The following is an 18,456-nucleotide window of genomic DNA, read 5'->3' as shown; positions in this document are numbered from 1 at the left end:
AGCGGGAGATTTGGGTCATGGACAACTCGACTCTCCCGCTTCAACTCCTTTGATTTAGCGACCTATCCCGACGCCGTCCCGTGATTCAACAGAGCCCATGGAGTACAGTCCACGATACCGACTCTTTCCAACGACCGAGCAACGGGAGAGTCTCGACTGGACGAGAGACACCGTGCGACAAGTCTACAACCACGCACTCCACGAATTCAACCAAATCCCCGAAGACGAAGGCACGCTCCGACAGCGCGTCTGGCAAGTCCGAGACGACTTACCACAAATCAAGCAATGGTGGACTGACTTGAAACAAGTCTACTCTACTGTCTTGCAGAAAGCTGTCGAACGCATCCGCACCAACATCAACAATCTCGGTAAGCTGAAAGCCAAGGGCTATGATGTTGGTTCGTTGAACTGGAAAGCGCCGCGTGAGTATCGGAGTTTCACGTATCGGCAATCGGGCTTCGAACTCGACACGAAGAGTGGCCCACGAGACCGTGCGATACTCCGTTTGAAGAAAGTCCGCGGTGAAACGCTGGAGATTCCAATCCGACTCCACCGTGATCTTCCAGAGCATGATGCTATCAAGGAAGTCACAGTGAAGAAAGAACCTACGGGAGCGTGGTACGCCTCGTTCTGCATCAGTACCGCCGAACCCGAGAAACCTGTTCCAGAAAACATCGGCGCTGAAGATACTGTAGGCATCGACCTCGGGGTCCTCAACTTCATTCACGACTCAGACGGTCGTTCCATCAGGCGACTCGACTTCTCCGACGAGCGAAAGCGACTCGAACGCGAGCAACGCTCGCTCTCTCGCAAACAGTACGAGTCGAACAACTGGGAGAAGCAGCGCCGTCGCGTTGCCGAGGTTCACGCTCGGATGTCGAACAAGAAGCGAGATTACAAGCACAAGCTCGCACACTTCTACGCGACGGAGTACGATGCCGTGTTTGTCGAGAACCTTAATGTGAAGTCGATGCTGGAAGGTGATGGCAACGCTCGGAACAAGGCTGAAGTTGGGTGGGGTGAGTTCAGAGCGATTCTCGAACACCACTGTGACAAGCACGGCACGCACTACGTTGAGGTGAATCCGAGAGGTACAACGAAAGAGTGCGCGTCGTGTGGGGCGGAAACCGACAAACCGTTATGGATTCGGGAACACTCGTGCCCTTCCTGCGGGTTCGAGACTGATAGGGATTGGAACGCAGCGCTGAACGTGAAGTCACGTGGATTGTCGAAACTAGGAGTGGTTCACTCCGAATCAACGCCTGTGAAGACTGCGACCGTCCTCAGAACCGAAGGTTCTGATGGGCCGCACGAGAACTCCGTTCTCGTGGACGCTGTGGACTCTGTTACAGTGTCTGCAAGTCGCGTCGTCGAAGCAGGAAGCCCCTGCCTCAAGGAAGCCGCGTCAGCGGCTGAGTAGGCAGGGGTAGTTCACACGGTATTGACTGCCAGTCACCACGAATTCGAGCGAGAACTCGAGCGGAGACGGACGACGCAAAGATTACTCTTCGAACGGCGATTTCGTCGCTTCCGGTTCGAAGCCCTCGAGGCTGATGATGTTCTCGCGGCCGACGCGGAGTTTGCTGATGGTTCCGTCGTCTTCCATCTCCGAGAGTAACATACTGACTTTGGATTTCGACCAGCCGGTTTCGTCGACGATGTTGACCTGTTTCATGCGGCCGCCGTTTGCCTCGATAAGTTTGACGACGCGATCCTCGTCGGTAAGGAGGTCGTCGTCGGTGACGCCGGTCGACTGGTCATCGTCCTGTCGGGCTGGCTGTGACCCGGCTGCAGTTCTCGTATCCGGACCCGACCCTGGTTCCGCAGGCGGACTGTCTCCCTTGTTCGAGCGACGGTAATACCAGAACGCGCCGACGACGACGCCGACCGTGGCGAGAGCCACAGGGATCAACAGCGACCAAGAGAGCCCGTTCTCCCCGCCACCGGCGGTGCCAGTAAACGGAGTGGAACTACCGCCGGCATCGTCGGCTGGCTCGAGGACGACCCGCGGGTGGCCATCGAAGAACTCTCGTTCGCCGCTCCACTGGATCAGACCGGACTGCTGTAGCGAGGAGCCGACGTAGTAGTCGGGCTCGGGGTCGGCCGTCCGGAACTCGAGGTCGCCGTCGGGTTCGATGACCAACGACTGATCGTCAGTGATGTAAATGGTTTGGAAGACGTCGCCGACGACGATTGCGTCGCCGTCGGTTGCGCCAAAGCCTTCCCACAGAAACGACATTTCGACGACGCCGATAGGGTTGATCTGGCCGTCGATGCCCGCTGACCGATTGAAGTTCGATGCCGCCATCTCTCGGTCGACGGCGTCGTTACCCTCGGTGAGTGCTTGAGCCTGGTCGGTAAACCGCTCGTAGAGGCCGGTCTCTTCGGCTTCGAACTCCTCGGCAAAGGCTTCGAAGTTGGCTTGGTTGTCGGCTTCGTCGTCGCCGTCGAGGCGTTGCTCGTGGCGGAACGTCCACGTTGCACTCCCGTTTTCGTGGACGGTGATCTCGAACGTCGTCGTATCGAAGTCGCCAGAGCCGACGTCGTCCGCTGGCACCGAGGCGACCGCCGTGGTGGTGTCGGTCGGTGGCGACTGAGTGGTGCTTGCGCTCGCGAGGCCAGTCGCACCGATCGGGCCGACCAGCCCGGCGGCGACGACGACGAAAACGACGAGTCCGACAGAAACCGGCCGATGCATTCGTCTGCTACTACGTGCCGGAGCTAAAAATGCTTGTGAAAATGGGGGGAGGGGTGGAGATATCGGTTCGAGACCGACATTCGAGATCACGACGCAGCGACGTGTGTCGATACGCACAAACTACTCGAGGACGAACGTGGCTGCATGATCGACAATCTCGCACAGGGTGTGCAGGCGTTTACGAGCAACGTGTATCTGGTCGAGGGCGATCGAACCGTCCTGATCGATCCCGGAGCGAACTTCGACGTCGTCGACCGAATTCGATCCCGCGTCGACGACCTCGACGCGATCGTCCTGACTCACACCCACCGCGATCACGTCGGCAACCTCGAGGCCGTCACCGACGCGTTCGACGTCGAGGTCTGGGGGTACGACGCGTCGGTCGAGAACGCCAAAATTGACCACGAGATCGAGGACGAGGAGGCGATCCGGCTCGGCGACGACGAGTACGTCGCCCTCCACACGCCAGGTCACAAGAATGACCATCTCTGTTTCTACAGCGAAGATGCTGGCGTTCTATTCGCGGGCGACCTCGTCTTCCAGAACGGTAGCTTCGGCCGCACGGATCTCGAGGAGGGCGACCGCGAAACGCTCATCCGAAGCATCGATCGCGTCCTCGAGTGGATCGACGAGGATCTCGCGGAGATGCACACGGGCCACGGTCCGAGCGTGCTGACCGATCCCTACGGTCACGTCGAACTCTCCTCGCAGATGGCTCGACAGGCCTAACCTCACTCGGTCTCATACGGATTGCTGTAACGATTTACCGGCGTACCCGCCGCCCGGGTCGCGGGTGCGCCGGCAATGACTTACAGTAAACCGTATCAGGCCGTGTGTCGACATTTCGAGACCGCCCTCACGAGGTTTCGAGGACGTGAACGTCTTCGGGGGCGAAGCCGACGGTCACGGTTTCCGGCGGCATCGATTCGAGTCCCAAGACGATCGCGGTGCCGTTCCATCGTCCGTGGACGCGGACGCGTTCGCCGAGGAATTCGCAGGTGTCGACGGCGACGGTGACGCGATTCCGGTCGGCGTCTCGCGTGAGCGTTCCCGGCCGAAGACAGAAACTGACGGTCTCCGTGCCGGGCGGTAGCGCCGGGAGATCGAACGTCGCGTCGCCGACCGCCACGCGGGCGCCGTCTGCAGTGGTTTCGCTGACGCGACCGTCGAAGACGGTGTTGTCGCCGACGAACTCGGCGACGAAGCGGGTCGCCGGCTCGTGATAGATCTCCTGGGGTGGACCCACCTGTTCGACCGTACCGGCCGACATGACGGCAAGCCGGTCCGAAATCGCGAGCGCTTCCTCTTGATCGTGGGTGACGTAGACCGTCGTAATGTCGAGGGTAGACTGAATTCGCTTGAGTTGCAGTCGCAACGACTCTCGAAGCTGGGCATCCAGCGCGCTCAGTGGCTCGTCGAGCAAGAGCAGATCCGGCGCGGGCGCGAGCGCTCGAGCCAGCGCCACCCGCTGTTGCTGCCCGCCGGAGAGCTGGTCGGGGGCGCGCTCGCCCATCCCCGACAGATCGACCAACTCGAGCAACTCCGCGACGCGGTCGTCGACCGAGCGGCCGTCGGGCGGATCCCGAAACTCGAGGCCGTAGCCGACGTTCTCGGCGACGCTCATGTGGGGAAAGAGCGCGTAGCTCTGGAAGACGATCCCGATGTCGCGGTCTTCGGGTGGGACGGCGGTCATCGCCTCGCCGTCGAAGGCGACGGTGCCCTCGGTCGGCGTCTCGAAGCCGGCGATCGTTCGCAGCGTCGTCGTCTTTCCGCAGCCGGAGGGCCCGACGAGCGTGAAGAACTCGCCGTCCCGAACGGTGAGATCGACGCCGGCCAGCGCGACCGTCTCGTCGTCGTCGGTCCCGTAGCGTTTCGAGACGCCCTCGAGGCGGAGTTCGGTCATCGCTCGAACCTCCCGCCGACGCGGTCGACGACGACGAAACTCGCGGCGGTGACGACCAACAGGATGGTCCCCATCGCGATGGCGGGGCCGGAGCGACGGCCGAGATACCGTTCGACGGCGACGGGCATGGTGTAACTCTCGCCGCCGCTGGCCAAAATTACCGTCGAAGAGAACTCGCCGATCGAGATGGCGAAGGCGAAGGCCGCACCGGCGACGATGCCGCTTGCGACCAGCGGTAGTTCGACGTCGAGCAGCGCCCGGTACCGCGACGCCCCGAGTGCACGAGCCGACTCGACCATCGCCGGATCGAGCCCCGAGAGCAGCGGCGAGACGTTTCGCGTGACGAAGGGGTAGGCCGCAACCGCGTGAGCGACGACGATGGCGACCGCACCGGTCACCTGAAAGCGCCAGCCACCGGGCAGGGAGATGCCGAAGACCAGCCCCTGCAGGAGGCCGATCCCGAAGACGATCCCGCTGACCGCGAGTGGCACCATCGCGAGCGTATCGACGACGGTTCCGAGTCGGCCCGCGCGAGCGGTCAGGACCGAAACGACGACGCCCATCGGGACGGCGATCGCGAGCGTCGCGACGGCAAACAGCAACGAGTTTCGGATCGCCGGCAACGGTAGCGTCTGGAAGCTCTCGCCCTCGAGTTGTCGCTCGAGCAAGAACGCGTAGTGATCGAGCGTGAACCCACCGCCGTCGGTGACGCTGCCGACGACCAGACTCGCCAGCGGGCCGACGAAGACGACGAGGGTCACGAGCCCGTACCCGACGATAGCCAGCCGGCGGGGAGACAACGCCGTCTGTAGATCGGGGAACAGCGCTTCCTTCGGTGGGGGAGAAGCCGCCTGCGAGAAACCGGTTTGGGCGGACTCGTACCGGAGGTAGGCGTAGGTCAGGCCGAGCGAGAGAATCGTCTCGAGGACGGCCAGCGTCGCGGCCTCGGCGTAGTCCAGTCGTTGGATGCGGTCGTAGATCCAGACCTCGACGGTCGCGAGCTGCAGGCCGCCGAGTGCGAGGACGATGGGAAACGTCATGAACGTGAAGATGAACGTCAGTAGCGCGCCGGTGAGTACCGCAGGCGCGAGCTGTGGGACGACGACATCTCGGAACGCGCGGCGTTCGCTCGCCCCGAGGCTGCGTGCGGTTTCGACCGCGCGGCGATCGACGGACTCCCAGGCGGCGACGGTGATCCTGGCGACCAGCGGCGCGTTGTAGAAGGCGTGGGCGAGGATGACGATCGCCAGCGGACTCGTTTCGACGAACGCGAACGGTCCCAGCCCGACCGCGCCAAGCAGGGAGTTGAGCGTTCCCGCCTGCCCGAACATGGCGTAGAAGCCGACCGCAACCATGATCCCCGGCAGGACGAACGGGAGGATCGTCAGCGACCGCAGCGTTCGACGCCCCCGGAACTCGTAGTTCGCAAGAACGTACGCGGCCGGCAGTCCGAGTGCCACGCTCGCGATCGTCGACAGCCCGGCCTGGTAGGCGGTAAAGCCGAACAGCCCCTGTCTCAGACCGGGCGTCTCGAGGCCGAGCCACGGAACCGGAAGCGGGATGCCGAGATCCGAGAGCGGGTACTCAAGCGAGAGTGAGATCGAAATCGCGCCGACCCACCCGACCAGTGAGGCGAGGTGGCTGCCGATCGCGAACGGCTCCGCGAAGATGTCCGCGAGAAAGCCGAAATAGAAGGGATCTGTCAGAACGTCAGCGACGTGGGTAAACGTCGGTACCCCGTCTTCGAACCCGGCGTTGACGAAGACGACGCCGACGGGGAGATACAGCATGACGGCGAGGACAGCCGCCGTTCCGATGCCAAGGACCGCGAGTGCGTGGCCCTCGAGCCAGGATCGCAGCGAACCGACGGCGGTGTAGAGCCGGCTGACCGCAGCGACCCGGTCGCCGACCGCAGAGAGCCGATCGACAGCGCCGCGAAACCGATCCCGGCGAGACACGGCTTACTGGCTGGCGAACTGGCGGGCCCAGTCGTCGACCCAGCCGTCCAGGTTACCACGAAGCTCGTCGTAGCCGACCGTCACCGCTTCCGGCGGCTCGTGTGCGTACTCGTCGAACTCTTCGTCCAGATCGACGTATTCGCTCTCGACGGCAGGGAACTGGACGTTTCGCTGGGCGATCTCCGCCTGGGCATCGTTCGAGAGCGCGAAATCGAGGAAGGCGTAGGCGAGGTCGAGCTGTTCGGCGCCCTCGAAGATGGCCATCCCTTCGGGGTTGGCATAGCCCTGGTCGTTCGGGAAGGCGAGCTGGTGGCGACTGAGGTCGTGGCCCGCCATGTTCGCAAACACCTGATCGGTCGAGTAGGAGACGACCATCGGTCGCTCCTCGTTCATATAGGCCCCGTCGTAGGAGTCGGTCCAGCTATCGAGGACGCGCACGCCGTTTTCCTGTAGCTGTGCCCAGTACTCGAGGTAGCCGTCCTCGCCGAAGGCATCGATCGTCCACAGCAGGAACGCTTGGCCGGGATCGGAGGTCTGGGCGTTCTGGGCGAGCAGGGCGTCTTCGTAGGCGGGTTCGGTTAAATCCTCGAAGGTGTCGGGTTCGTCGATGACGGTCTCGTCGTAGACGAGGCTGATGTAGCCCGTGTCGTAGGCCAGTACGCGCCCGTGCGGGTCGCCCATGTCCAGCCCGTCCCGAATCCGATCCGCCCGCTCGATCCGTTCGACATCGAGTTCGGTAAAGAGCCCGCCCGCCTCGAGATTGTCGTCGATATTCACGAGATCGTCGATATTCGCGCCGAGGTAGACGTCGGCCTCGATGCCGGCACCGTTCTGTGCGCGCTGGACGTACTCGGTGAGCCCCTGTTCGGGAACCGTCCACTCGAGTTCGGCGTTGGGATAGGTCGCCCCGAACTCGTCTTTGAGCCACGGGCCCGCGGGGTCCGTTCCATCGACCATCGACTCGTAGGTCGCGACCGTGACCGTCCCCTCGAGAGTCTCCTCGTCGGTTCCGTCCGTCCCGTCGTCGGTCGCGGCGTCGGTGTCGCCGGTGGCGTCGTCTCCACCGTTGCTATCGGCTCCCTCGCCGTTTTCCTGTGTCAAACAGCCTGCAAGGCCGATCGTTGCCGTCCCACCGACGGCACCGACGAACGTACGTCGTCTCATTACAGAGTGGTTTCACTGGGTGATCTTAACCACTGTGATACAGGGACAGGCGACGCCACGCCGACGAGTCCGGCGTTAGACGCGAGCGCTCTGTGCGGCAGTCTCCAGCAGCGCGTCGTAGGCCTCTTCGTATGCTCGAGCAATCGCGGTCGGATTGTGGCGCGCGTCGCTTGCAAGGGGCGGCAACTGCACGCGCTTGATCGGGTCGAGATACTCGAGGACAGTCGGGACTCGCTTCTCGAGCGCGCCGTCTTTCGGGCTCGAGCTGGCGATTTCGCAGGCGCGGCCGTAGCGATCGCCGGGATAGATGCGGACGCGGCCGGGTTCGACGGCAGCGACCGCGGCGATCGCGGCCGGCTCGAGCGACTGCAGCGGCTGAGCGATGTCGCTGTAGGATTCGACGACGGCCACGTCGGTCGATTCGATCTCGGCCGCGAGCGACTCGAACGCCGGGACGTAGCGCTCGGCCGCGAGTTCGTTGAGTTGCTCGACAGTTTCGACCGCGATCGCGTCCTCGAGTGGGAGCCGATCGGCTACGGAGTCGGGGATATCGACCGTCGCGTTTCGGACGAACGTGTACGCGCCGTCGTGCTCCGTTCCGCGGACGTCGGCAGCGCCGGTTCCGTTACCCGGTGTTGGACGGCCGATCCGGTCGACCAGAAACTCGCGGTCGTCCCGTCCGAGGAGACCGCTACCGCCGCCGGGCGAGGGTCGCCAGAGTCGGTGGACGGGATTGAGCCGCTCGGGTTCGCGGCCGCGTCCTTCCGCGGTTGCGAGTCGCTTCGCGTCTTTCCCGTAGAGTCGCCCAGCCGAGAGCGCTCGCTGGCAGTCGTCGTGGTCGAACCAGAAATCGTTCCCCGCCCGCGGTTTGTACCCGCGCGCGCCGGTTCGCTCGAGCAGGCCGACTGAAAAGGTCGTCTTGCCGGCGTCGACCCGGTCGGCACCGACGACCAGCAGTATCATTCTTTCAGGCCGTAATACCCCGGCTCGTCGTCGGTTCGTGGCTCGGCAACCACGAGGTCGTCGGCGTTTGTCATCACCCAGGGAATCGCCCAGTCGAGCAGGATATCCTCGGTTCCCTCGTCGATCTCCGCGTCGGGCTCGAGTCCCTGGAGCAGCCGAGCGATCTCGTAGACGGTGTACATCTGATCGTCCTCGAGCAACTCGTCGGGCGTGTAGAAGTCACAGGGGGGGAGACTCTCGAACTCGTCTTTCGATACGGGCATACGTGTCGATATCGGGCTCCGACGCCTAAATCGTTCGTTCTGTACTCGGTGTTCGATTCGCGGAATAGTTTTTTGTCGATCGTTGAATATGAGTCGTTCATGACAGTCGGGGAGGGCGTGTTGTTGGGAAGCTACGGGCTGGCGACGGGTATCGGCGCGGTCGTCGCGCTGGTCGTCTGGCGACACCGAGGCAAAACCGGTGCCCTCCCGCTTGCTGGGGCCCTCGTTGGGACGGTCATCGTCTCCGGATCGCGATTCGTCGCGACTGCGGCCGACAGTTACGCGCTGTCGGTACTGATGGAGCGGACGCTGTACGTCGGCATCGGCCTCAGCGTCGCTGCAATCGTCGTCTTCGCACTCGTCTACACCGGCCGCGAGCGGTACGTCACGCCGAAAACGATCGGTCTGCTCTCGATCGAGCCGCTTCTCGTCGTTATCCTCGCGTTTACGAATCCGGCTACCGTCTTCTTCGAATCGTTTGAGCCCGACCCGACGCTGGCGACCGGCGTCGGGGTCGAGTGGGGACCTGCATTCGTCGCCCACACCCTCTACTCGTATCTCTTGCTCGCTGGGACGACGTATCTGATACTGAGCTTCCTCATCAGCTCTCGAGCCCTCTACCGGGGACAAGCATTGGCGTTACTTGGCGGAACGACGGTGCCGTGGCTCGCTAATGCCGTCCACGTCGTCGGACCCGTGACGGCCGATACGACCCCGATCGGCTACGTGCTCATGGGCGGGCTAAACGCGATTGCGATCGTCAGGTACCAACTGATCGACATCGTCCCGATCGCTCGTGATCGGGTTCTCGATACCGTCAACGAGGGCGTGTTCGTCGTCGATAGAGACGACCGCCTCGTCGATATCAATCCCGCCGGCCGAGAGCTGATCGGCGCCGAAACGACCAACTCACTCGTCGGCACCAACGTCGAGACGATCTTCGCGAGCGACCCGGCACTTCGCGAGCGGTTTCACGAACTGACGGCCTCGAAAGAGCCGACGAGAGTCCAACTCGCCTACGACGGCGCCGACTACGAGGTGCGAGCGACGCCGATCACCGACGACCGCGATCGCCACGTCGGCTGGCTCCTACTCGTCACCGATATCACCGATCGAAAGCATCGCGAGCGGGAGTTGCGTCGGCACAACGACCGACTCGAGGAGTTCGCACAGGTCGTCTCACACGATCTTCGCAATCCGTTGAACGTCGCCAGCGGCTACGTCGATCTCGCACGCGAGACGAACGACCCAGCCCACCTCGAGGAGATCGAGCAGGCACACGACCGGATGGAGACGATCATCGAGGACGTCCTCGAACTCGCCCGCACGGGCGAACCCGTCACCGACCCCGAATCCGTCTCGCTCGAGGCGGTGGCAACGCAAGCGTGGGACAGCGTCGAGACCGGCGAGGCGACGCTGACGGTCCAACGGGACGTACACCTGCAGGCGGACCCGAGTCGGCTGACGAGGTTACTCGAGAACGTGTTTCGAAATGCGGTAACCCACGGGAGGCCGGACGGTGGGTTCGACGGCGAGAGTGCCCGTTCTCACTCGCCGATCGAGGTGACAGTTGGCCCGATCGGCGAACCCGAGGCCGACTCACTCGAGGGAATTTTCGTCGCCGACGACGGGGTCGGCATTCCCGAGTCGGAGCGTGACCGGATCTTCGACAGCGGCGTCACGACCGGCGCCGACGGCACCGGGCTGGGGCTATCGATCGTCGAGCAGATCGCAACCGATCACGGCTGGTCGGTCGCCGTTACCGACAGCGAGGACGGCGGTGCCAGGTTCGAGTTTACCGGCCTCGAGTCCGTATCACGGGACCAGCCTCGTGACGCAGCGAGCCAACCGGACCCACAGCGGCCGTAGACTTTTACCTCGCTGCTGGTTCAGTGTCGTGGGTGGTGCCATCACAGTCGACGCTGCAACTCGTCTACGCTATCTCGGTTGGGTCGTCGATTGTCCTCGGTGCCGTCCTGTGGCAATATCGGACGGGCACGGCCACACTCGAAATCCGCTCGGACGCGACGATCCGTGCCGATCCCGGACGCACTCGGCGTCTCCTGGAGAATCTGTTTCGGAACTGTCTGGAAGATCGACGAGCAGTCAGTCACAAGCCGACGACAGTGCCGAGCATCGCTCGACAAGCGGTGAGCGTGATTCCCGGACCGACGAGGCCGATAGCTCGTGTACCGTTGCCGTTGGTCTCGAGGAAGAGGGCGACGACTGGATACTCTACGGCGAGTTCGACGGGCGGCGCCCGATTCGAGTTTTCGGGCGTCGAACGCGAGTGACCTGCTCCCCCGTCGAGACCGGAACGCCGACAGTTCCGGACCGACTCCGAATCGAACGCATATCGAGCAATCGAACGCGTATCGAGCGACGGCGTGCTCGAGCACCCCTTCACGTCTCGAGTGCTGTAGCGAGCATCGTGACGGGATGGTGTGGCCGGTCGAAGACGTCGAAATCACCGATCTGCGTCCGACAGGAGACGCCCGGTGCGACGACCGTCGCGTCGCTCGAGTGACCTGCCTTCGACCCACTGGTCCCGTGGCGCTGTGACTCGTCGTCGACCGACCCGTTCGATACCGAGGCTGATCTCGCTTCGGTCCGGCTCTCCTCGAGTTGCTCCCGAAGGATCGAGCCCATCGCTCTCGAGAGGTCGTAGTGTTCGCGTTCGTAGCCGAAACTGCCGGCCATCCCACAGCACGTCGAGTCGACAGTTTCGGTCGCGTATCCAGCACGTCGGAGAAGTCCGACCGCGTGATGGTCGGCGCCCCGGGCGGTCTGGTGGCAGTGTCCGTGATAGACCAACCGATCGTCGCCGTCGACGCCGAACGCGAGGTCGTCGTCGAGTCGGTGTCGATCGAGGTACTCACAGACGCCGAAGGCGTTTTCCGCCAGTCGGTCGACGCGTTCGGATCCGACCTCGTCAGCCAGCAGCGAGCGATACTCGTCGACGACCATCGAGGCGTCCGAGGGCTCGACGAACACCACCGACCAGCCCCGCTCGAGGGCCGGCTCGAGCTCCGAGAGCAACCGTTCAGCGCGGTCTCGAGCGTCGGTCAGTAATCCTTGCGAGTAGGCCGCCCGCCCCGTCGGCCCGAGATCCGGAACCGCGACGTGGACGCCCGCCGCCTCGAGCACGGCTACGGCGGCCTTCCCGGGGTCGGGGTTCGCGTAGTTCGTGTAGGTATCCGGAAAGAGTACGACGCCGGCGGTGGCGTCGTCGGGATCGACACTCGAGCCACGGCGATCGAACCACTCGACGAGCGATTCGCGCTGGAAGGTCGGCAGCGTCCGATCGGCTGCGATCCCGACGGTGTGTGCAAGAACTGTGCGAGCCCCCGGGACATCGGGAAGGCGATTCGCGATCGGTGCCACCGTACTCCCCACCGCGGCGAGACGATCGACGTCGGCGAACAGCCGTTCGCGCAGCGAAACGCCCTCGCGGTCGTGGTACTGGTGTTTGACCTCGGCTTTGAGCTTCGCCAGGTCGACGCCCGTGGGACAGTCGCTCTGACAGCCCTTGCAGCCGACACAGAGATCGAGCACCTCGGACTGGAACCGATCGCTGTATAGCTCCTCGGGATCGATCTCGCCGCTGATCGCCGCCCGGAGCAGGTTCGCCCGCCCGCGAGTGGTCGCGATCTCCTCGTCGGTCGCCCGGTAGGTCGGACACATCACGTCGCCGTCGGTTTGGCGACAGGTGCCACAGCCGTTACACAGCTCTACGAGGTGCGAGAAGCCGCCGTCCGCCTCGAACGACAGCGTCGTGGTGGGCTCGAGCGAGGCGTACTCGGCACCGTACCGAAGATGATCGCGGATATCGGTCCGCTCGCCGTTTTCCTCGCGGTAGACGACCTTGCCCGGGTTCATGCGCCAATCCGGATCGAACGCCGACTTGACGTCCTTGAACGCCTGCCAGAGCTCGGGGCCGTACAGTTTCGGATTGAACGCCGTGCGGGCGAGTCCGTCACCGTGTTCGCCCGAAAACGAGCCGCCATGAGAGAGCGCGAGGTCGGTGACGTCGCTCGCGATCGAGCGCATCGTCTCGATATCCTCGCCGTCTTTGAGATCGAGGACGGGCCGGATGTGCAAGGTGCCGGCACCGGCGTGGGCGAAGTACGCCGCCGTAGTGTCGTGGTCCGCGAGGATGTCCTGAAATCCGGCCACGTACTCGGCCAGTTCGTCGGGTGGCACCGAGGCGTCCTCGACGAAAGGGTAGGGTTTGGGATCGCCCTCCATGCTCATCAACAGCGGAATCGCGGCCTTGCGGAGCTTCCAGAGTCGATCCTGTTCCGGCTGCTCGTATGCATGGATCGATTCGAACGCGGCGTCGGCCTCGAGGAGTCGGTCGCGTGCCGTCTCAACCGCGCCCATCAGGTCGTCGCACACCTCCGAATCGAACTCGAGCATAAGCGCGGCTGCAGCCCCGTCGGGGATCGGCGCTGCGTACTCGGCGTACTCGGCGGACGCCGCCGCGAGCCGGAACACCTCCTCGTCCATCAGTTCGACCGCACTGGCCTCGAGGGAAAGCGCCTCGGGGACGGCCGAAAGCGCCGCGAGAAGGTCGTCGTAACAACAGACCAGAAGTGCAGTTTCCCCGGGGCGCGTCACGAGCGAGAGCGTCGCCTCGACGACCACGCCGAGCGTTCCCTCGGCCCCGACCAGGAGTTTCGAGAGGTTGATGATCCGCTCGCCGTCCGCCGCCGTATCGTTCGTCGAGTCGCCCGACTGGGTCGCCGGGCCGTCGCTATCCGCGGGCCGAATGACCTTCTGCAGATTGTAGCCGCTGACGCTTCGCTCGAGGTCCGGATATCGGTCGGTGATCTCGTCGGCGTTGTCCTCGACGACCGCCCGAACCGTCCGGTAGATCTCGGCCTCGCGGTCGTCTTTGGAGACGATCTCGTCCCACTCCGGGCTGTCGAGAACCACGTCGCGGGTCTCGATGATCGAACCGTCGGCCAACACCGCTTTACAGCGATCGACGTAGGCGTCCGTGATGCCGTATCGTACCGAGTGAGCGCCCGTCGAGTTGTTGCCGATCCCGCCGCCGATCGTCGCTCGATTCGACGAGGCTGGATCCGGGGCGAACTTCAGCCCGTGGGGCTCGAGGGCGGCGTCGAGATCGTCTTGAACGACGCCCGGTTGAACGACGGCGGTCCGGGCGTCGGAATCGATCGCCCGGATCTCGTCCATGTGACGCGACAGATCGAGGACGACACAGCCGGGACCGACGGCCTGCCCAGCGAGCGAGGAGCCGGCGCCCCGCGGAATGACGGGGGCGCCGTGGTCGGCTGCCGTCCGAACCGCGGCGCGGACATCGTCGGTATCGCGCGGAAAGACGACGCCGGCCGGCTGAGCGCCGTAGATACTCCCGTCGGTTGCGTAGAGAACGCGTGTATATTCGTCGAAGCGCACGTCGCCACGGCAGGCCGCCCGCAGCGCCGTCGCCAGTGGCTGGTCATCTCCTCGATCGGTCCTCGTGTGCCCGGTGGTCCCGTCCTCGACGGCCATATACCGCTCCATCGGTCTCGGTGTTCATAAACGGTGGTTGTGAGTGTCAACCGAACCACGACGAGAGAGAAAGTGTTTCGACGCAGTAGAGAGCGATCCGCCGTACTGTGGTGGTTCAAAAAACGCGGGATCGACTCGCTCGTCGCTCGTTCGACTGGCCGACTTACTCGAAGTGGTCGAGGCACGTCTGGTACTCCTCTGCGGCGGAGTCCCAGTTGACGACGTCGAAGAAGCCATCGATGAAGCTGCCACGGTCCGGACCGTAGTCGTAGTAGTAGGAGTGTTCCCAGACGTCCAGCGCGAGGATGGGGTGGGCACCCCAGAGCGCGCCCTGGTCGTGTTTATCGACTGCGAGGTTACGCAGCTGCTTCGCGACGGGGTCGTATACCAGCAGTGCCCAGCCACCAGCAGCGCCGGCAGCGGCCTCGAACTCGCCTTTCCAGGCGTCGTAGGAGCCAAAGTCCTCCTCGATTCGGTCCGCGAGGTCGCCCTCGGGTTCGCCGCCGCCGTCCGGCGACATGTTCTCCCAGAACAGCGTGTGGAGATAGTGTCCACAGCCGTTGTGGGTGACATTCGAGAGCGCACCGGGCGTCGAGCCGTAGTCGTCCGACTCGCGGTTCTCCTCGAGGGTTTCCTCGGCACTGTTGAGGCCGTTGACGTAGCCCTGGTGGTGTGTGTCGTGATGCCAGGTGACGACCTGTTCGGAGATCGATGGCTCGAGCGCGTCGTAATCGTACGGAAGTGGTGGAAGTTCGTGGTCAGTCATGGATAACACCTGATAGGTAGTATCGGTATCTTCCCTGTTAAGTGTTGAGGAGTGGAACGATACCATTCCCCATAATACGTCCCACAGTCTGTGCGACTGTAGACGACGTGGGTAGCAACGACGGACGGCGTGTTAAAGCTTTCATACGATGCACTGATACTGTCGGATAGCAGCCGCTCAAACGCATTCGCCCCACGAGGACAGCAAATTCTCACACTCGTTCTGTCCGACAGTATTTCGCCACCGAAGCCGCCGTTCCGCGGATTTCGCCGATCAGGCCAGCTCCTTGTGGTAGGCGTGCTCGAGCCACTCTTCGAGCGACGGCTGGGTCCAGTATCGAACGGTTTCGCTGCGTTGGTCCGTCTCGAGAACGCCAGCATCCTCAAGTTTTGGGAGGTGAACGTGTTGGAGTTCGACGCGTACTTCCTCGATCTGTTCATCAGTCGACGCTCCTCCGGTCTCGCCGATCTGCGTTTCCAATCCGACGACGTGGTCTGTCAACTCCTCGAGGGTAGCAACCCCGTCGGGACGGTCGTAGAGAAAATAGAGCGTGTAGCGACGACGACGGTTCGACAGGAGATTAAAAACGAGGTCGAGCGATGGCGTCGCCTCTGCTGTGAGGGCTGTCGACTCCCGTTCGGTTTCACGCATCCACGGACCACCTACCGTAAGTTACCATTCGAAACCACCAACAGCCTCTACTACAGCCGATACATTAGATGTTACGTCTACCGGGAGTGATACCTGTATTTAATCCTATGTAACACATGCTAAGTATTATGTGGGGATGCCGAATACAAAGCGACGAACCCTGCACCACGCGCTACGAACCGTGAAAACGAGTCGCGGTCGTTACTCGTAGAGCCACTCGGCGTCGTGTTGATCGTAGTCGATCAGTTCGTCGTCGTCGAAGTGGATCGCGATCTCGCGTTCGTTCGCGCCCTCGTCCTCGTGGTCGGCCGCGTGGACGACGTTTCGACCGAGATCGAGTGCGTAATCGCCCCGAATCGTGCCGGGCTGGGCCTCGAGCGGATCGGTCTCACCGATCATCTGGCGGACCTGACGGGTCGCGTCCTGACCCTCCCAGACCATCGGGACGACCGGTCCCGAGGTGATAAAGTCCACGAGATCATCGTAGAACGGCTTGTCCTCGTGTTCACCGTAGTGTTCCTCGGCGCGTTCGCGAGGCATGTTTTCGACTTTGATGCCGACCAGTTTGAGTCCGCGGTCCTCGAGTCGGGAGACGACCTCGCCGACGAGCCCACGCGCGAAGGCGTCGGGCTTGACCATGACGAACGTGCGCTCGTGGTCGCTCATTGCTCGGCCTCCGCTTCGTCTTCAGTCTCGTCCTCGGCGTCGGATTCGGTCTCGTCGACCGCCTCGTCACCGGCCGAGACATCTTCGTCCTCGTCGGCCTCCGTTTCGGCCTCGAGCTCTTCGTCCTCGTCGGCCGTCTCGTCGTCAGCCGTCTGGGTCTGGGCGGGGCCCTTGCCGGCACGCCCTTCCTCGGTCCACTCGAGGTCGCGCGGTTCGCGTCCGAGCTTGTAGTTTTTCTCTGCTTTCGAGTCGACGAAGTGGAGCACGCTGCCGTCGTTTTTGACGTACATGATGCCCGTGCCGGGCTCGATCTCTTCGCCCGTATAGTCGCAGGTACGTTTCTCGACCATGGGTTATTGTCCTCCGATGGAGTCGGCCTCGCGGGCAGTCTCGCGAAGTTGAAGTACGTCGCCCTCGCGGACCGGCCCGAGGCAGTTTCGGGTGATGATGCGTCCCTGGTTCTCGCCCTCCTTGATCCGGCATTTGACCTGCATGGCTTCGCCGTGCATGCCGGTCTTGCCGACGATCTCGATGACCTCGGCGGGCGTAGAGCCGCTTTCTTCCTCTTCAGCACTCATGTTCGGTCACCTCAGTCGAGGTCCTCGACCTTGTCGGCGATGTCTTCGACGTCTCCGTCGGCTTCGCCGGTGTCGACGATCGCGGCGGCGGCGCTTCCGACCTCGAGGCCGGCGGCGTGACCGACGTCGTCCTGGGTCTCGATGAAGACGACCGGAATGCCCTTCTCGTCGGCCAGATCCGGAATGTGCATGACGATCTCTTCCGGCGAGACGTCTTCGGCGACGTAGACGAGATCAGCGTTGCCGCGCTCGATCGCTTTCGTCGTTTCGTTGGTTCCTTTCTTTACTCGGCCCGTGTCTCGTGCGACCTCGAGCGCCTCGAGGGCGTCGTCTGCGAGGTCGGCTGGGATGTCGGTTGTAACGTAGACTGACATGGTTGTTCACCTCTCCTACACGTGGGCTCGCGCTCCCCTGCCGTCCGGGGCGCTGTACGATGGACGTACCGTATGGCCACCCCGTGCCGAACCGATTCCGGCGGAAGTCCTGTAAGGCTAGGAGCATCATCAACCCCGCGTAGGGTGTACTACGCAGTAGCGTTGCCCCCCTTAAAAGCGTGTTCAAACGGTCGAAGGCGTGTGAGTACGACCCACGGCACGCTCGAGCGTCGATGAGCCGAAAATCATTCGAAATATGAATGGTCGCGACAGCAGTCCGTCTCATACGGTTTACTGTAAGTCATTATCGGCTCACCCGCGATCCGGGCGGCGGGTGCGCCGGTAAATCGCTACAGTAATCCGTATCAGTCGTCGCTCGGCGCCGCAGCCTGCTGGTTCTCGACGTGCTCGACGATATCGGCGGTCTCTTCGACGAACTCGTCGTATTCGACTTGCGCGCCGTGGAGGACCGACGAGAAGTACTGGACATCGCTTGCTATCCCGATCGCCTCGGATAGGCCCGTCTCGGAAACGCCTTCCATCTCGGCTTCCGCCGTGTGGAAGTGCGTACAGTACGGACACTGGATTGCCGTCGCAGCGCCCAGGCCGACGAGTGCCTTCTCTCGCTGGCTTAGTGTCGTTTCACCGAACTGCAGGTCACGAACCATCCCCCAGGCGTGATCGGCAGCTTCGTCCGGTATCGGTTCGATCCAGCTTGGGACCTGGCCGAGCATCTCCTCGAGTTCCGTTCGTGTGTCTTCGGATACCATAACGCTCACCCGCAGGACTCTGTCTGATCCCGAGACCGCCCCGTTTTCGGGTCTCCAGAATCCCGACTGTAGCTACGCTTCGAGAGTAAATGTAACTTTCCGGATGTTACCCGACACCACCGCAGAAAATATTTGCGGGAATCGTGACCGAGCGAGCGACAGTGCCGAATAGCGACCAGCAC

17 protein-coding genes are annotated in these 18,456 nt (G+C 63.0%); 3 read left to right on the top strand and 14 right to left on the bottom strand.

Translation table 11 applies throughout. The annotated features are described in order from the left end of the window. The first annotated feature begins 97 nt into the window (after window positions 1–97). Window positions 98–1,420 (top strand): RNA-guided endonuclease InsQ/TnpB family protein, encoded by a 1,323-nt coding sequence (locus tag D8Y22_RS18855; protein WP_141466221.1) that lies wholly within the window; start codon window positions 98–100, stop codon window positions 1,418–1,420. An 81-nt stretch (window positions 1,421–1,501) separates the two neighbouring features. On the opposite strand, the gene D8Y22_RS18850 is transcribed toward D8Y22_RS18855, so the two are convergent. After that, entirely contained in the window at window positions 1,502–2,698 is a 1,197-nt protein-coding gene (locus tag D8Y22_RS18850; RefSeq protein WP_141466220.1) for a helix-turn-helix transcriptional regulator, read from the bottom strand. A gap of 144 nt (window positions 2,699–2,842) precedes the next feature. Between D8Y22_RS18850 and D8Y22_RS18845 the strand changes: the two genes are divergently transcribed. Next, a complete protein-coding gene (locus D8Y22_RS18845) occupies window positions 2,843–3,427 on the top strand; it encodes an MBL fold metallo-hydrolase (RefSeq protein WP_141466219.1) in 585 nt (194 codons plus the stop codon). A gap of 127 nt (window positions 3,428–3,554) precedes the next feature. On the opposite strand, the gene D8Y22_RS18840 is transcribed toward D8Y22_RS18845, so the two are convergent. The 5 genes from D8Y22_RS18840 to D8Y22_RS18820 form a co-directional block, all read right to left on the bottom strand. Next, entirely contained in the window at window positions 3,555–4,601 is a 1,047-nt protein-coding gene (locus D8Y22_RS18840; protein ID WP_141466218.1) for an ABC transporter ATP-binding protein, read from the bottom strand. Continuing rightward, a complete protein-coding gene (locus D8Y22_RS18835; protein ID WP_394348216.1) occupies window positions 4,598–6,391 on the bottom strand; it encodes an ABC transporter permease in 1,794 nt (597 codons plus the stop codon). Before D8Y22_RS18835 ends, D8Y22_RS18840 begins: the two co-directional genes overlap by 4 nt. Window positions 6,392–6,562: 171 nt before the next feature. Then, window positions 6,563–7,723: a thiamine ABC transporter substrate-binding protein gene (locus D8Y22_RS18830; RefSeq protein WP_141466216.1), complete on the bottom strand. Its 1,161-nt coding sequence runs from the start codon at window positions 7,721–7,723 to the stop codon at window positions 6,563–6,565. Window positions 7,724–7,798: 75 nt separating this feature from the next. Next, window positions 7,799–8,686, bottom strand: a complete 888-nt coding sequence (locus D8Y22_RS18825; RefSeq protein ID WP_141466215.1) for an ATPase — start codon at window positions 8,684–8,686, stop codon at window positions 7,799–7,801. Continuing rightward, window positions 8,683–8,949 carry a DUF5827 family protein gene (locus D8Y22_RS18820; RefSeq protein WP_141466214.1) on the bottom strand — a complete coding sequence of 89 codons (267 nt, stop codon included), beginning with the start codon at window positions 8,947–8,949 and terminating at the stop codon, window positions 8,683–8,685. Before D8Y22_RS18820 ends, D8Y22_RS18825 begins: the two co-directional genes overlap by 4 nt. 99 nt (window positions 8,950–9,048) lie before the next feature. Between D8Y22_RS18820 and D8Y22_RS18815 the strand changes: the two genes are divergently transcribed. Beyond that, on the top strand, window positions 9,049–10,818 hold the full coding sequence (locus D8Y22_RS18815; protein WP_141466213.1) for a histidine kinase N-terminal 7TM domain-containing protein: 1,770 nt from the start codon (window positions 9,049–9,051) through the stop codon (window positions 10,816–10,818). Window positions 10,819–11,352: 534 nt separating this feature from the next. Here D8Y22_RS18815 and D8Y22_RS18810 read toward each other — a convergent pair. The 8 genes from D8Y22_RS18810 to D8Y22_RS18770 all read right to left on the bottom strand — a co-directional run bounded on the left by D8Y22_RS18810 (window position 11,353) and on the right by D8Y22_RS18770 (window position 18,274). After that, entirely contained in the window at window positions 11,353–14,469 is a 3,117-nt protein-coding gene (locus tag D8Y22_RS18810) for an FAD-binding and (Fe-S)-binding domain-containing protein (protein WP_141466212.1), read from the bottom strand. A 163-nt stretch (window positions 14,470–14,632) separates the two neighbouring features. After that, window positions 14,633–15,235 carry a superoxide dismutase gene (sod, locus tag D8Y22_RS18805; RefSeq protein WP_141466211.1) on the bottom strand — a complete coding sequence of 201 codons (603 nt, stop codon included), beginning with the start codon at window positions 15,233–15,235 and terminating at the stop codon, window positions 14,633–14,635. 273 nt (window positions 15,236–15,508) lie between these two features. Further along, window positions 15,509–15,886, bottom strand: coding sequence for a DUF7344 domain-containing protein (locus D8Y22_RS18800; protein ID WP_141466210.1), 378 nt, complete (start codon window positions 15,884–15,886; stop codon window positions 15,509–15,511). Between the two features lie 201 nt (window positions 15,887–16,087). Continuing rightward, a complete protein-coding gene (ndk, locus tag D8Y22_RS18795) occupies window positions 16,088–16,552 on the bottom strand; it encodes a nucleoside-diphosphate kinase (protein WP_141466209.1) in 465 nt (154 codons plus the stop codon). Next, the gene (locus D8Y22_RS18790; protein WP_141466208.1) at window positions 16,549–16,902 is read right to left on the bottom strand and encodes a 50S ribosomal protein L24e; all 354 of its coding nucleotides are present in this window, start codon (window positions 16,900–16,902) and stop codon (window positions 16,549–16,551) included. Before D8Y22_RS18790 ends, ndk begins: the two co-directional genes overlap by 4 nt. Before the next feature lie 3 nt (window positions 16,903–16,905). Further along, on the bottom strand, window positions 16,906–17,130 hold the full coding sequence (locus tag D8Y22_RS18785; protein WP_006064297.1) for a 30S ribosomal protein S28e: 225 nt from the start codon (window positions 17,128–17,130) through the stop codon (window positions 16,906–16,908). Between the two features lie 11 nt (window positions 17,131–17,141). After that, entirely contained in the window at window positions 17,142–17,504 is a 363-nt protein-coding gene (gene rpl7ae, locus D8Y22_RS18780; protein ID WP_141466207.1) for a 50S ribosomal protein L7Ae, read from the bottom strand. 365 nt (window positions 17,505–17,869) lie between these two features. Continuing rightward, window positions 17,870–18,274 carry a carboxymuconolactone decarboxylase family protein gene (locus D8Y22_RS18770; RefSeq protein WP_141466206.1) on the bottom strand — a complete coding sequence of 135 codons (405 nt, stop codon included), beginning with the start codon at window positions 18,272–18,274 and terminating at the stop codon, window positions 17,870–17,872. Between the last annotated feature and the right edge of the window lie 182 nt (window positions 18,275–18,456).

The sequence above is a fragment of the Salinadaptatus halalkaliphilus genome (genome assembly GCF_006543045.1).
GTDB lineage: Archaea > Halobacteriota > Halobacteria > Halobacteriales > Natrialbaceae > Salinadaptatus > Salinadaptatus halalkaliphilus.
This window is presented reverse-complemented; position numbering and strand designations above follow the sequence as displayed.

Bases quoted from the DNA above. Each gene is read 5' to 3' on its own strand.
- D8Y22_RS18825 (WP_141466215.1), bottom strand. From the start codon at position 8,686: ATGATACTGCTGGTCGTCGGTGCCGACCGGGTCGACGCCGGCAAGACG.
- D8Y22_RS18850 (WP_141466220.1), bottom strand. From the start codon at position 2,698: ATGCATCGGCCGGTTTCTGTCGGACTCGTCGTTTTCGTCGTCGTCGCC.
- D8Y22_RS18800 (WP_141466210.1), bottom strand. From the start codon at position 15,886: ATGCGTGAAACCGAACGGGAGTCGACAGCCCTCACAGCAGAGGCGACG.
- D8Y22_RS18840 (WP_141466218.1), bottom strand. From the start codon at position 4,601: ATGACCGAACTCCGCCTCGAGGGCGTCTCGAAACGCTACGGGACCGAC.
- D8Y22_RS18845 (WP_141466219.1), top strand. From the start codon at position 2,843: ATGATCGACAATCTCGCACAGGGTGTGCAGGCGTTTACGAGCAACGTG.
- ndk (WP_141466209.1), bottom strand. From the start codon at position 16,552: ATGAGCGACCACGAGCGCACGTTCGTCATGGTCAAGCCCGACGCCTTC.
- D8Y22_RS18830 (WP_141466216.1), bottom strand. From the start codon at position 7,723: ATGAGACGACGTACGTTCGTCGGTGCCGTCGGTGGGACGGCAACGATC.
- D8Y22_RS18785 (WP_006064297.1), bottom strand. From the start codon at position 17,130: ATGAGTGCTGAAGAGGAAGAAAGCGGCTCTACGCCCGCCGAGGTCATC.
- D8Y22_RS18820 (WP_141466214.1), bottom strand. From the start codon at position 8,949: ATGCCCGTATCGAAAGACGAGTTCGAGAGTCTCCCCCCCTGTGACTTC.
- D8Y22_RS18810 (WP_141466212.1), bottom strand. From the start codon at position 14,469: ATGGCCGTCGAGGACGGGACCACCGGGCACACGAGGACCGATCGAGGA.
- sod (WP_141466211.1), bottom strand. From the start codon at position 15,235: ATGACTGACCACGAACTTCCACCACTTCCGTACGATTACGACGCGCTC.
- D8Y22_RS18815 (WP_141466213.1), top strand. From the start codon at position 9,049: ATGACAGTCGGGGAGGGCGTGTTGTTGGGAAGCTACGGGCTGGCGACG.
- D8Y22_RS18770 (WP_141466206.1), bottom strand. From the start codon at position 18,274: ATGGTATCCGAAGACACACGAACGGAACTCGAGGAGATGCTCGGCCAG.
- D8Y22_RS18855 (WP_141466221.1), top strand. From the start codon at position 98: ATGGAGTACAGTCCACGATACCGACTCTTTCCAACGACCGAGCAACGG.
- rpl7ae (WP_141466207.1), bottom strand. From the start codon at position 17,504: ATGTCAGTCTACGTTACAACCGACATCCCAGCCGACCTCGCAGACGAC.
- D8Y22_RS18790 (WP_141466208.1), bottom strand. From the start codon at position 16,902: ATGGTCGAGAAACGTACCTGCGACTATACGGGCGAAGAGATCGAGCCC.
- D8Y22_RS18835 (WP_394348216.1), bottom strand. From the start codon at position 6,391: ATGCTGTATCTCCCCGTCGGCGTCGTCTTCGTCAACGCCGGGTTCGAA.